At 28.3% G+C, this 14,220-nt stretch carries 9 protein-coding genes and 2 tRNA genes; 4 read left to right on the top strand and 7 right to left on the bottom strand.

Annotated features, from left to right (window positions below; translation table 11 throughout):
• Positions 1 to 444: 444 nt before the first annotated feature.
• Positions 445 to 1,704 carry an ankyrin repeat domain-containing protein gene (locus tag OCHUTO_RS01385; protein ID WP_045797082.1) on the bottom strand — a complete coding sequence of 420 codons (1,260 nt, stop codon included), beginning with the start codon at positions 1,702 to 1,704 and terminating at the stop codon, positions 445 to 447.
• A gap of 1,064 nt (positions 1,705 to 2,768) precedes the next feature.
• Here OCHUTO_RS01385 and OCHUTO_RS01390 point away from each other — a divergent pair.
• Together OCHUTO_RS01390 and OCHUTO_RS01395 are read left to right on the top strand one after the other, a co-directional pair.
• Positions 2,769 to 2,843: transfer RNA gene (locus OCHUTO_RS01390), tRNA-Gly, on the top strand.
• A 92-nt stretch (positions 2,844 to 2,935) separates the two neighbouring features.
• A tRNA-Val gene (locus OCHUTO_RS01395) sits at positions 2,936 to 3,011 on the top strand.
• A 269-nt stretch (positions 3,012 to 3,280) separates the two neighbouring features.
• On the opposite strand, the gene mnmA is transcribed toward OCHUTO_RS01395, so the two are convergent.
• The 4 genes from mnmA to OCHUTO_RS01415 all read right to left on the bottom strand — a co-directional run bounded on the left by mnmA (position 3,281) and on the right by OCHUTO_RS01415 (position 7,878).
• Positions 3,281 to 4,372, bottom strand: a complete 1,092-nt coding sequence (gene mnmA / locus OCHUTO_RS01400; protein WP_045797098.1) for a tRNA 2-thiouridine(34) synthase MnmA — start codon at positions 4,370 to 4,372, stop codon at positions 3,281 to 3,283.
• A gap of 1,271 nt (positions 4,373 to 5,643) precedes the next feature.
• Positions 5,644 to 6,417, bottom strand: coding sequence for an oxygen-dependent tRNA uridine(34) hydroxylase TrhO (trhO, locus tag OCHUTO_RS01405; RefSeq protein WP_045797083.1), 774 nt, complete (start codon positions 6,415 to 6,417; stop codon positions 5,644 to 5,646).
• Between the two features lie 124 nt (positions 6,418 to 6,541).
• Complete coding sequence (locus tag OCHUTO_RS01410) at positions 6,542 to 7,180, bottom strand: Tim44 domain-containing protein (RefSeq protein ID WP_045797084.1); 639 nt, start codon at positions 7,178 to 7,180, stop codon at positions 6,542 to 6,544.
• 119 nt (positions 7,181 to 7,299) lie between these two features.
• On the bottom strand, positions 7,300 to 7,878 hold the full coding sequence (locus OCHUTO_RS01415; RefSeq protein WP_045797085.1) for a nucleotide exchange factor GrpE: 579 nt from the start codon (positions 7,876 to 7,878) through the stop codon (positions 7,300 to 7,302).
• Between the two features lie 126 nt (positions 7,879 to 8,004).
• Here OCHUTO_RS01415 and rph point away from each other — a divergent pair, with 126 nt between their 5' ends.
• Positions 8,005 to 8,739: a ribonuclease PH gene (gene rph, locus OCHUTO_RS01420; RefSeq protein WP_045797086.1), complete on the top strand. Its 735-nt coding sequence runs from the start codon at positions 8,005 to 8,007 to the stop codon at positions 8,737 to 8,739.
• Positions 8,740 to 10,566: 1,827 nt separating this feature from the next.
• Here rph and ndk read toward each other — a convergent pair.
• Together ndk and OCHUTO_RS01435 are read right to left on the bottom strand one after the other, a co-directional pair.
• Positions 10,567 to 10,992, bottom strand: coding sequence for a nucleoside-diphosphate kinase (ndk, locus tag OCHUTO_RS01430; protein ID WP_045797087.1), 426 nt, complete (start codon positions 10,990 to 10,992; stop codon positions 10,567 to 10,569).
• Positions 10,993 to 11,204: 212 nt separating this feature from the next.
• Positions 11,205 to 12,128, bottom strand: a complete 924-nt coding sequence (locus tag OCHUTO_RS01435) for a DMT family transporter (protein ID WP_045797088.1) — start codon at positions 12,126 to 12,128, stop codon at positions 11,205 to 11,207.
• 169 nt (positions 12,129 to 12,297) lie between these two features.
• Here OCHUTO_RS01435 and OCHUTO_RS01440 point away from each other — a divergent pair, with 169 nt between their 5' ends.
• Positions 12,298 to 14,211, top strand: a complete 1,914-nt coding sequence (locus OCHUTO_RS01440; RefSeq protein ID WP_045797100.1) for a DUF3857 domain-containing protein — start codon at positions 12,298 to 12,300, stop codon at positions 14,209 to 14,211.
• Positions 14,212 to 14,220 lie beyond the last annotated feature (9 nt).

The raw sequence follows: 14,220 nt of genomic DNA on the forward strand, positions 1-14,220 counted from the left end.
TCATTTAAAAAAAGCAAACTTATAAAGTTTGAAGCAGCTTTTAAATCTCAGTTTTGAATTAGAAATTTAAAATTAATAGAAGATTAGTATGCTTAAGGCAATAAGCAGCTGAGAATATATGAACGAAACTATACAATTCTGAGCGGTGTTTTTCTTGTATGTTTAAGATCAAAAGAACATTTCTAAGATGGCGATACTATTCAAGTAAGAATATTAAAATACTAGAGTTTTGGATTTAATCTGTAAATAGCTTATCCCTGAAGTTTTAGTTAGTTTGGTTAAAAGACAAGTTAATCAATTTATTACTGATTTTGACGAAATCATCTACAACACGAAGGTGTTGTATCCTTCTTTATCAGAGATATATAATCTCCCATTTTGTTTGATCGTGGCTATAATATTTATATCTTAGCAGGTTTATTATATTGAACTATTGCACTCAGGTTACTGCAAAGCTCTACCTGCATTCGCTTTGCTTTTTTGACTAACATACTTATCTCTATGCGCAGTACTAGTTTCATTGTTTGTATCTATACCTGTAGCTGACGATAGCTGTAACTTTGACAATTCTAATTGTGTTAACTCTATAAAATACGAATGTAAAGATGGATCAGATCTAACTTCATAAGCCATTTGAGACATAAGGGTACCACTATCAACTTCAGCTTTTAATATAGGCCAGCTACTATTGCGAAGACTTTTATCCTGTTTAATAAAAGCACTTATTTTTATAGAGTCTTCTAACACTTGATCTGGTATAGATTTATTCTCTTTAAAATAACCAGTATCTTTAAAAAATTGCTGTGTATGGAGTAAAGATACCATTGCAGAAGATAGATTTTTATCATCAGTTCCTTCTAATGAGTCAACACCACGCTGCACTAACATCTTAGCCAAATCATAGTTATTGTATTTTAGAGCTGCATCTAGGAGAGTTAATACATCCCCTGATGGAGGATGTATACTTGCTCCACTATTGATTAATAGCTTAGCACTTGCTAAGCAATTGTGATCTATCAAACGAAACATTGTTGTATGTGTAAGATATGCATCTAAGGTTAAAAGATTCTGAGGATTACTGCTTTTTTCTAAAATACAGCCAATTCTTCTACTCAGTACCTGATCTAACTCTGGCCTTGCTTCCATTCCAAGCAAATTTAGGCATCGAGCACAAAAATCAAGTTTTTGACTTATAAATTCATTTTCTTCCTTACCTATGCATTTATATTTCAGATTCTCCATAGCGCAATCCATCAAAATACTTGTAACATTCGTACCACATTCATATAATTCTTGATGAGACATAGAACTACTGCCAAACCTCATATTTTCTTGAGGTGCCGTTAACAACGCAATTGCTGTACTAACATCCATACCTCCAAAAAATGACATCGCTGTGTTAAAGTCTAATTTGCCTTGCTTAAAAAGAGTTGCTGCTTGCTGGAGGCAATACATGCCTTCATTAATAAGATACGGACCATTAAATGCATAGCTATGAGTACGACTATAATCGGCAATGTTCTTACAAAAATTTATAAAACCCTCTCCCTGTGCTGTTGAAAGCTCTGAAGATAATTTTGTATCAACATACTCCATGTCAATATCCTCATTATCTTTGTTTTCAATTAATAACCTTCTTGCTGGTGAATATTGCCTATGTTTTATTAATTCAACTACCTGTTGTGCTAAATCCTCCTGATTCATAATAAATTACCGTTATAGTTATTATTTTTGATTAACTTAAAGAATTAAAAACCTGCAAATTATAGGACAGAAATTACTATTATATACCTCCCAGTAACTCTTCAAGCAAAACAAGGAAAATATATCTTAATTTGCTAATAATTTCAATCAAAAATTGAAACATGATTTATTTCATCAAACTCATAATAAGTGCATACACTTCGTTAACTTAAAGAATAAAAAATAATCAGCATAAACAGACTGAAAAATTATCGTTTATTAAAGACGCTAATCTACTTAAGTTTAGTAATATCCTCAAAAATCCTGCTGTAAAGAACTGGTAAACTATTAATAATTAGCATTATTGCCTAGATTTTAGATTAGCAAGAGGATTAGATGAAGAGAGCTTGGAAAAGTAAATTGCAAAAAAATAGCTTAACACACAACAAATGAAGTATAAGAGATACTCTAACCAATTGCTATCTGTCATTTAAAATAGCCTTTAGAAATCAAATGGATATTACAACTTTTAGCAAAACTAGTAAAAGCTTGTTTTTAGGATTAAAATTACACTTGTTAATTAATGAACAATAAAATCCAAGACCTTAAACTAACTAAAGGAAATATGGATGACAGTGCTTCTGTCCCTGAATTAACAAAGCATATTAATTAGTTTTGTATTTGGTAATCAAGTATATTTAAAACAAAAATTGTTTTTTGATCTTTGGGATCGAGAATTAAAGTTGGTGACTGCGATAAAGCAAATATGAAAAATAAATTCTTGTGAAAACATTTTACTATGTAAACGTTCAATTATTGAAAATGTATCAGTGCATTATTAAAAGGTTCTTTTGATCTTAGACATATAAACGTAGTGCAATATGGAATGCTTGTATCTTATTATTCTCCTTAGTTTTTTTATTATCTAAGCCCTATTAAACCTTCTATTAATGCTAAACTTTCCAATCAAAAACTGATGTATTATAGGTTTATATCTTCCTTATGTCAGATAAATAAAGGTTAGTTATTTTATTCTTGCACTTTTTATAACTTATCTGTATTATTACAGCATTAATTGTTATAATGCGGGTGTAACTCAGTGGTAGAGTATTACCTTGCCAAGGTAAAAGCCGTGGGTTCAAGTCCCATCACCCGCTCCATGCTAGTTAAATTACTATATGAGTATTGGTATATTAATGTTTAATTATGTATGGATTTTTATTGCTTAGGTTATCAAGAATCTTTAGTATATGGGCGATTAGTTCAGTTGGTAGAGCATCTCGTTTACACCGAGAAAGTCGGCAGTTCAAGTCTGTCATCGCCCACCACATTAATTTCAGGTTCTTACATTCTAGCTATTTATTGCTAATTTTGATGAAATCACACCTATAAAACAGAGATGTTATATTTCAATTCTTTATATATAAACTTATATGTTATTTTTTTTACCTCTAAATACAATACCTAAATCATTATAATTCAAAACTTAGTGTTAATAATAATTTTTTAGCTGCATAATTTTAATTATTCATATAATTCTTTCTATTAAATAAGAATACTAATTATGCATTGATATGTTTCTTTAATTTCTTAAAGTTTATGCAATCCATCCACCTCCCAATACCAAGTCCCCTTTATATATTACACAAGCTTGCCCTGGTGCAATAGCTTTCTCGGGTTTTGTTAAAACAACTTTTGCAGCTGAATTATGATAAGGATATAATTTAGCGTACACAGCTGAGTGTGTAGAACGTACTTTTACCTCAACATCTAATGGTTCTACTAGAATATTTCCTGGCCCTAGCCAGTTTAAATTATAAATTATAAAAGTTTTTTTAAACAACATTGATTCTGGGCCAACATACACTATATTTTGTTTTGCATCAATTTTAATAACATATAGAGCTTCAGAAGCACTTATTCCTATTCTGCGTCTTTGACCTATGGTAAAATTTATAATACCTTGATGCTCACCAAGAACATAACCATCAATATGCACAATTTTACCAGGCCTTTTTGCATCTGGTCTTAATTTTTCAACAATGTTATGGTATGACCCATCAACTACAAAACAAATATCTTGACTATCTGGCTTATTTGCAATATGCAGACTATGACGATTAGCATGGTACCTAGTTTCATCTTTTGTCATATTTCCTAAAGGGAAGTGTAGGTATTGTAATTGAGATTTTGTAGTAGCAAACAAAAAATAACTTTGGTCTTTTTTATTGTCAACAGCTTTATGTAATTCTACTCCGTTAGCACTATCAATGCGCCTAACATAATGACCAGTTACTAATGCGTCAGCTTGAAGGTCTTTAGCAAAGTTTAATAAATCATGAAATTTTACAGATTGATTACATTGAACACAAGGTAATGGCGTTTCACCATTAATATAAGATTCAACAAAATTATCAATTACTGATTCTTTAAATCTATCTTGATAATTAAGAACATAATGAGGAATTTGCAACTGATTAGCTATCATCTTAGCATCATAAATATCCTGCCCTGCACAACATGCCCCCTTTCGATTGATAGTTGCATCATGATTATATAATTGCATAGTAATGCCAATAACATTATATCCATTTTCTTTCAGAAGAGCAGCAACAGTAGAACTGTCTACTCCACCGGACATTGCTACTACTACTTTAGCTTGTTCTTTTGAAACTTTTAGATTTAACATCATTTAATATATATTAATTAATATTTACTTAATAATAATTTAAAATACTTATATTATTATATTTTATGTTTTTTTAGAATTTTCTAAACCTAAGAAAATAATTATTCATAAGTTATAAACTATACTAACTTTACAGATACAGTGTTAAAATTCAACAATTATAATAGAAAAAATATTATAGAAATTATTTTTTTTAAGATCTAATAGAAGTGCTCTGTTTAAGAGCATAATAAATAAGTGTTATATACAATGAATAATTAGCACTTATAAAGATTTTATAATATCATTATATGTTTCATTTATAGGAATATGGTGTAAATTATGATATAAACTTAAAAAAAATTCATCTTGCAGAATTAGGTACTAATAACAGTATTATGAAAAATTATTAATGCTATAAAAATGCAAAAATTTAGTAATGGTATAGATCTAGCTTTTGTTGAGAGTAATTCAAATCTGCAGTACATTGAGTATATTAACCAAGTTGTTAATTATCCAACAATTATTCTAGCAAATGAATTTTTTGATTCTCTGCCAATTAAGTATATATATAAAAGATATTAATCAATTCTCTAGACATACATAGTTGTTAAAAATAATAAATTTTATTTTACACATTAATAAAAAAATTAATTTCAAAGAAAACAAGTTTTTAAAATTGCATTATAAAGCTTCGAATGGAGGAATATTAGAAACCTCCCAAGTGCAACATCAAAATGAAAACAATAGTTAACTATTAGAAAAAAAATTGTTATGGATGCTTATAATAATTGATTATGAATAGGATAGTCTCTATTTCCTGAGAAACAGAACAATTATTAATATAACTAGTACTTATAAGCTACAAAAAACATCAATATTATTTATTGTTAGAAAATTTTAGATTTGCCGTAAATTTATAGGCTATTTGGACTTTTTGGGTTTAAAAAATCCTACTTTTAAAGGAACTTTATAAGTTTTTGATAGTGTGTGACAAAATTTTTATATGTATATAAATTAGGGATTCAATTAAAAGTAATATGTTAAAAAACAAAATGAACTCAGATCCTAATTTAGCTTCAAAGTTGACTTACATCGATTCGCATTATGGGAAAACTTTAGCAGTAACCTTTAAGCTATTATTTTACTTGGGTTTTTATAGACATCTTTTAACACTATTGTGTAAGAAAGAGATGAAGTGTAAGTAAAAACAGAAATATAGCTTAAAAGTGAAAAAGCTGTAGCAATAGACAAAATATATACTTTTGTATTTGCATTATTATTTTAAACTATTAACTATAATAATGCCTAATTTGCATTGCTACTGAAGAACAGTTATTAATTGGCCTGAGGTTACTGTCAACTGCTATTCTATTATCAAACACAAAGCAGTTACCTTGCCACAAATTTCGTATATTACTAGTATCTGCAAGATACTGCAATATTCCACCTTTTAGATGATAAACCTGAGAAAAACCTAAAGCTTTCAGATACGAAGTAGATTTAACACATCTTATACCTCCAGTACAATACATAGCAATTTTTTTTCCTTTTAGCTTTTCTTTATGTTGATGAACCCAATGAGGAAATTGTTTAAATGTATTGGTATTAGGAACAACAGCATTTTTAAAAGCCCCGATATTAGTTTCATAATCATTGCGAGTATCTATTACTATACAATCTGGCTGTGAAATAAAATCCCCCCAGTCGCTAGCCTGTATGTATTGCCCCATTAAAGACTGCACATCTATATTTCCAATACCCAAGGCTATAATTTCATTTTTTAATTTTACTTTTAATTTATCAAATGGATTATAGCTACAATAGTTTATTTTAATATTTAGATCAATATTCCCACCTAAGAAACTCTTGATTTTATTAACAACAATGTTAACATTATTTTCTGTCCCAGAAATGGAGCCGTTAATTCCTTCATTTGCAATAAGAATAGTACCTTTGATATATTTTTCCTTACATAGGAGTAATAGCCTTGGCAATAAAAGACCTGGATCTTCTATGTTGATAAAACAATAAAAACTTACTATAGAAAATTGTAGTTGAGTCACTTAATAATGATATTTTTGCTTGATTAAAATATAAAAAGCACATGCTATCACAAAAACTACTTTTTTGCTATTAAAAAATATCTTTCATAACCTTTGGAAGCAAAAAATAGACACTTTTTTTTAACTATAATTCTTCAATATTGCTTAAATACCATTGTGGACCTGGTACAGTAATATTCTTACTAAATCTCCACTCTTCTTTAAAATTGCTACCATCTATTTCTATTAATATCTTAATAAAAAAACTGTTACTAAGAGAACTGATGCTGGAAAGCTTAAAGTTAATATTGTTAATAGCAATATTAACATATTTGCTTGAGGTTTGATGAAATTGCTCAATAAATCTTTCATCTAGTAAGGAAGAAATTTTTTTTTGATCGGAATTTTTCACTGCTTCAATAATAATTTTTATTACATTTATAGCAGTATTATAAAATTTATTAATATCAAAGCTATGCACCTTGCTTTTTAGCTTTACTAATTCAGTAATTATATAATCAGTATTTTCATGAATTACTAAGTTATTTTGCTTTAAAAAATCTAGATCATGATTACATGATAAACGAGTAACAGATGAATACTTAGTAATATCAGTAGTATTAGTTACATCCTTAAGGCTACTAGGTTCTCCAAAGTATGACTTGAAACTCTTGTATTTATTCCTTTCATCTTCATTAGTACTACCAAGTATAGAAATTAATTTTCTGATTAATAATAAAGTTATACATAATAAAGTTATCAATTCAACTAAGTGAGTAAACATTCTATTTTGTTAATCATTTTTGAAATAAAAATCTAAAATATAAATATTCTAGCATAGCCTAAATTATATAGACTTCAGTATTTATACTCAAGACATATTTATCTCAAAGAAAATAAAATTTACTCTGCTACAGATACCATAGCAGGCCTTAGTAGACGATCTTTTAACTTATAACCAACCTGCATAACATTTGTTATTGCGCCTTTTTCATACTGAGCATCTTTAACTAACAAAAGAACATGATGAATATTAGAATCAAAATTGTCACCTATTTTAGGCTCAAATTTCTCAATACCATACTGGTTTAAAATTGATAATAATTTTTTTTGTGTCATTTCTATACCAGCAACAGCATTTTTAATTTTTTCATTTGCATGGTTATTACTATCATCTAATTGATGTTCCATAGTGCTTAAAGCAAGACCTAAATCATCTAAAACTGAAAGTATATTCTTAGCAAAGTTAAAGATAGAATATTCTTTAGCTTCTTGTAACTGGCGCTCATATCTTTTTATAATATTTTCATTTTCTGCAATTGCTCTTAGCAGATTATCATTGAGTTGGGATATTTCATTATCTTTTTTCTGAATTAAATCATCATTTAGAACTTCTGAAACTTCTTGCTTTAACGATTTATTATCATCTTGGTGAGAGCTTTCATTATTTTTATCGATATTATTTGTGTGACTGTCTTGCATAATATTTACTCCTAATAGCTATTAAATTTAATATACTACTGATTTTTATTCCCTTAGCTAAAAAACTTTATCTATAATATATTTCTTAGTTTGATCTTTTCAAGAAAAAATATATAGAAATCTAAGATGCGGTTATGTAGTAGAAAAGAAAGCGAGATGCGTCCTATTAGCATAGAACTTGGTGTTATGCTTAACAGTCAGGGATCATGCTTAACTAAGGTAGGTAATACTCATGTAATATGCAGTGCTACTGTTGAACAATCTTTACCTTTATTTCTTAGAAATAAAAAACAAGGTGGGTGGGTCACTGCAGAGTACAGTATGTTACCTGGCTCTTCATCACAACGAGTTAAAAGAGAAGGAGTCCAAGGAAAATCTGGTCGTACTCAGGAGATTCAAAGGTTAATCTCACGTTCTATGAGAGCAGCTGTAGATTTAAAGCTTCTAGGTGAAAGGCAAATCTTAATTGACTGCGATGTTATTAATGCAGATGGTGGTACACGTGCAGCATCAATAACTGGTGGATATGTTGCAATGTGTTTAGCAGTTAGTAAGTTAATGCAGGGAAAGAATTTTACAGAATATCCTATCTTATATCAAGTAGCAGCGATATCTTGTGGTATATCGAATGGTAAGGTTATTGTCGACTTGGATTACCAAGAAGACTGCTGTGCAGAAGTTGATGCTAATTTTGTCTTTAGACGCTCTGGAAAAACTGTAGAAATCGTTGAAATACAAATATCTGCAGAAAGAAAAGCTTTTATAGAAGAACAAGTAATACAGATGTTAAAACTTGCTCGGCAAGCAATTAATCATATATTTAATATTCAAAATGAATCACTGCTTAGTTTATGTAGGTAACAGCAAAAGTTATGTAATTAAGCACCATTTTTAGAGTTAGAAAGAATTAAGCATTAGTAATATGAAAAATATAAAATCTAGCATTTTGGATTTAAAATAAAAATTCTTATGCAACTAGTTATTGCAATCTTTTAAAGATATTCACTGTTTTTTCATGTGTTTAGATTAGTAGAAATTTGCTGCTTTTATAGATGATTTTTTCAAGTATTTTAAAGAAGGAGTAAAAAAATATATGTTATCATAAATCCTACACGTAAGTGCAAAACATCAGTTTTGGATTAGGAGGTATTAGAAGAGCACTTAGAGAGGTAAATAAAATATGTATTATTATCTTAATAAATATTGAGTTTAATATTAATCTTTTAGTTACTTGTTGCCTTAATAAGACTACTAAACCTTCTATTAGCACTAAATTCTATAACTCAAAATTAAGATGTCAAAGTTAAGTAAACTCTTTACCAAGATTATCTAATATAATATGCCTATATTCTCTATTCTCGCATTTTTATTGCTACAATTAGCTTAGCTAATTATAGACATTAATTCCTATTTCGTGACAACGCATGCTATAGATAATGAACTTTCTTATTCAGCTTCGATTTTTTCAATTTTCAAGCTCAGGACTAACCTAAGATAGTGGCTTTGGGAGCTAAACTTCTATTATTCTCATTTTTTGTAATTAACAAACAAGAAGATAGTAAAGTGTTTTTATTACTATAAATGCACTAATATTTTTAGCATAAGAATTGCGTAAAAATCCTGCAACAAAAATTATTGTTTTTCCTAGGATTGGTACAAGAGTTAACAATAATATTAGTCCCCAATACTCATTAAATCTTATAAATAATTTATTATATCTTACGATTAGGTCATGGGTTTGATAGTAAGAATATATTTTATAGCAGAACTTACCTAAAAAATAATTTACATTACTAACGCAAAATAAAGAAAATATAATAAACATTAATGCCAAGTATAATTGATAATTACCAAAATGCCTCATAGCGCTAAAAACATATTCAGACTCAATGCTAAAAATGAAATTAGAAAAGAAAATATTACTTATTAATAATAAGTATGTTTCAACTATATAATTCATTACAATAAAATAATCATATTTTTTTACATTATACACTTATACCTATAATAACAAAGCGATTATTATAGACCTCAGTTTTGGATTAAGAATTTAATTAATAGAAGGTTTAGTAGGATTAAAGCAATAAGCAACTAAATAATAACTCCAGCATTTCATATTGAAATGTATCTTAATTATTACAAATATATATTATTCAAGATCAAAATAACCTTTTAATACACTGAATACAGTTTCAATATACCAGATATCAACTTCAATCCTTAATTGCAAAGATTGAGAAGTAATTCTTGTTTTAAATAGCCTTATCATCAAATAACAAACCATTAAAGTAATATGCTTTATTAATCAGGAATTATGATCCATATCATCTCCTTTAGCTAGTTTACGGCCTTATATTTTGCCTTGTAAAAATTGATGCAGAGTCTATGCATATACCTAGTAGTATTATTAAGCAGTATAAAGATAAATTAAGATCAGATTTTTATAATTGTAAATGACTTATGTAAAAATATTTAAAGTTCTTATATAAGGAACTGACAATAAACAACACTATTGTTAGAATGCTTATTTCAGATATTCTAGTAGTCTTTCTAATTAATTAAAACTATCTTTTTAGATATTGCATAACCGCTAGAGGCCTTGCTAACACCTAGCAATCATTTAAAAAAACTATAACTCTTTCCCCTATTATTTATAGTAAAATAACGATAAAAGTTATTTTTTCAGTTTTAATGATAAGCATATTCAATTAACGCAAAAAAGAATTGTATTTCTATAGCAGCGCTTTCTAAGCTATCAGATCCATGAACTGTATTTTCATCTATGCTTTTTGCAATATCTCCTCTAATTGTTCCTTTTTTTGCATCAATAGGATTAGTAGCACCCATGATCTCTCTATATTTTTTAACAGCGTTTAGACCATACAGCACCTGGGCAATTATTATTCCGGATGTCATATTCTGAACTAAACTTTGATAATATGAACTATCCTTGTGCATAATATAAAAATTTTCTGCCTGTGTTGTAGTCAGTAAAAGGGTCTTTTGAGCGATAATTTTCAGTCCAGCATTTTCTATATAGCTGTTAACTTTTCCAGTTATATTTCTCTTAATTGCATCTGGCTTTAAGATTGAAAGCGTGTATTCTAAATTCATAAATTTTAATTAGTAAATGTTATTAATAAATACTAGCGTAAGTATTTTGTTTCTAGTAATCTATATCTAAAAATAGCAGTTTGAGAGCTATAATACAACTATTAACACTTCACTTACACATATTCACACTATAAACAGTAGTAAACAGATCCATCAAATTAATTCAACTTATGAAAATAACATATACAAAAACGTACTTAATTCTTATAGATTTAATCAACTTTTTTTTTGAACTCAGGTTTAAAATTAATTAAATAAGCAGAACATATAATTATTATGCTTCCTATTATTGTTAATATAGTTAATTGTTCTTTAAATACCACTACTCCTATCAGTGTAGCAAACAATATTCTAATATATTGGAATTGAACAATAAGTATGGGCGTAGAATATTTAATAGCAGTAGTATAACATAATTGTGCACTGACTCCTAATATAGCAATACTAAATAAAATTGCTATATCTTGTATAGTCAATAGTTCAAACACTGATAATCCATCAATATTTAATGTCAACGATAGAAAAGAAACAATTGATGTACCTAGGTAAGTATATAATACAATAGTAATGATAGAATCATGCTTAGATAAAATTTTGGTAATAATTGCACAGTTAGCTGCCAATATGTTAGCTAATAAAGCAGCAACTATAGCTAATTTTGAGGTAAAAAATATTGGCTCAGCTTCTAATGATATAGATGGTTTCATTATTATCAATGTAACTCCTAAATATCCTGTAAAGATTAATACCCATTTTAGAGGACTGATATCTTCCTTTAAAATTATTTTAGAAAAAATGGCAGTGAATAATGCTTCTGTCATACCAATAGAAGTAGCAAGTATTATAGGTAAGTTACGGTAGGCATAGTAATTAACCAACATTGCTCCAACTAGTAAAACAATCCTTAATAAATGAATATACAACTTATCTGTCCTTAATAATAATACTTTATGTTTTGCAAAGTAAGGTACAAATAGAATTAATCCACAGCAACTTTTAATAAATACTATAAGCAATGTTGAAACCTCAGAAGGTAGTTTTTTAGCTAACATCATAGAAATACTTAATAGTAAAGCTCCCAAAAGTGCTAAAATAATAGCTATTGTTTTCGCACTCGGTCTAATAGTAACAAACATTATTGACAATTAGAGAAATAAATGATAGCTATATAGTCTCATAACCATAGATTTTTATAGTAGATGGTAGCATAAATCTAAAAGATTTCAAAGAAGTTAATTCTATCTTAGGATGTATCTGTAATTAATGACTTTATTTTCTACCAATTGCATTTATTTTAAGTTTAGTATGTTATGTAGAATATTATTACTACAATTGATATTTTTAATTGCAACAATTAATTCAATTCAAGCAAGATGGAAGTGTTATAATGATAGTGATTTAGAAATAATACATTTTGATCAAAATATTATAGTTAATAGTGATGGCTCAAGTGAAGAAATAATTGAACAGCAAGTAAAAATTCTCAATGAGGCTGGCCGCAAAATTTTTACTAATTACATGCTAGAATATGATAGTGTAAATTCTCAGCTAGACTTAATAATTGCTAAAACTATTTTTGAGGGTAAGGAATACAATGTTGATCTTAAATCAGTTCATGATCTTCCACTAATTAGTGAAAAATATGGGTTTCATCACAAGAGACAAATTTTAATAAACTTTACTAAAGTAGAAGTTGGTACAGAAATACATTTGGTATATAAAAGAAAAAATCAAACAATTGCCCCAAACTATTATGACGATATATTTGAATTTGGTAATGGTGGATGGCATCAAAAAGGACATATTAAAATTAATTCTGCATTACCATTATATATTAAAATTAATGATCCATATAATGTATTAGAAGTCAAAACAAGTTCTAAAGATAAATTTCACTCTGCTGAAATAACTTTGGTTAAAGCATTAACTACAGAGTTAACAAATGAACCTGAAAATTCATTATTAAGCAATCAGCTAAAAACTTGGGTATCTATTTCATCTACTAACACCTGGGAAGATGTAGCAGGTAAATTTACTGATGATTATTATAAAATATTAAACCAAAAGCTACCTAAATTGTTTCAAGTCATTGCTAATAAAGCAAAAAAATATTCAAGCTATGAGGATCAAGTTAACTCTGTTACTTCAGATTTAAGTCATGTTATTCAATATCATGGAGATTATCGATCAATTAGATATGGTCGATTTGTGCCTTGGAATTTAGCGCAAATTGCAGAAGCTCAATTAGGTGACTGTAAAGATTTTTCTATTAGTGCTGCTGCAATTTTACAAAATATAGGCTATAAAGTACAGCCAGCTTTTGTTAATAGAGGAATACGCTCTTTTGAAACTAAATTATGGCTTCCGTGCGTAAGCCATTACAATCATGCTATACTCAGAGCTACTAGTGAAGATGGCAAGTTGCATTGGATTGATCCTACTAATTTTGTAAGCATGGCTGGTGGAACTTTTCCTGATATTGCTAATAGAATGTCGCTAGTACTGGATCCAGAAAATTCTAGTTATGCTCAAATACCAAATATTAATCCAGATCATTCACAACTTATATTAACAACATCAATATCAAGAACTGAAAAAAATTCTGCCTATTGGAAAACTAAATTAACTCTTCTAGGAGAGCAGGCATATTTAATAACTGGTGCAGAGCTGAAGAATTCGCAGCAAGAAGTAAAAGATTTGATTTTTAAATGGGCAAGTGGCACTTCTTTGGAAGAACAAGATAAAAAAAGAATCGTTTTGCCAGATTTAACTTCAAGAATAGTAAAAGATTTAACTTTTGAATGTGAGTATAACAAGCCTAACTCATTGTTTCAATCTAATCTTGGCTCAGTATTAATGCTATACCATACCTACTTATCGCATATTTCTGGTTCCGAACCAGATCAGATTGGGGACCTTTTTTTGGGTTTGCCACGCACTATTACTCATGTAATTGAAATAAAGGATGAAAAAATAGAAAACATTAATATTTTTAACTTTGAAATTGATACTCCATGGGTTTATATTCATAGATTTTGTCAGTGTCAAGGTAACGATATAAAAATTACAGTTAAAGTGATATTCCGCAAATCTTTAATATTAAATAAAGATCTAAAAAGCGATGTATATAAAAAGTTAAAAGATGCTATTAAACAAAATTTTGAATTAACAGCAATAGTTTTTAATGATTCTAAAAAACATGAAATACAGTCTAATTAAAGAGCTAGC

Source organism: Orientia chuto str. Dubai (assembly GCF_000964595.1).
Taxonomy (GTDB): Bacteria; Pseudomonadota; Alphaproteobacteria; order Rickettsiales; family Rickettsiaceae; genus Orientia; species Orientia mediorientalis.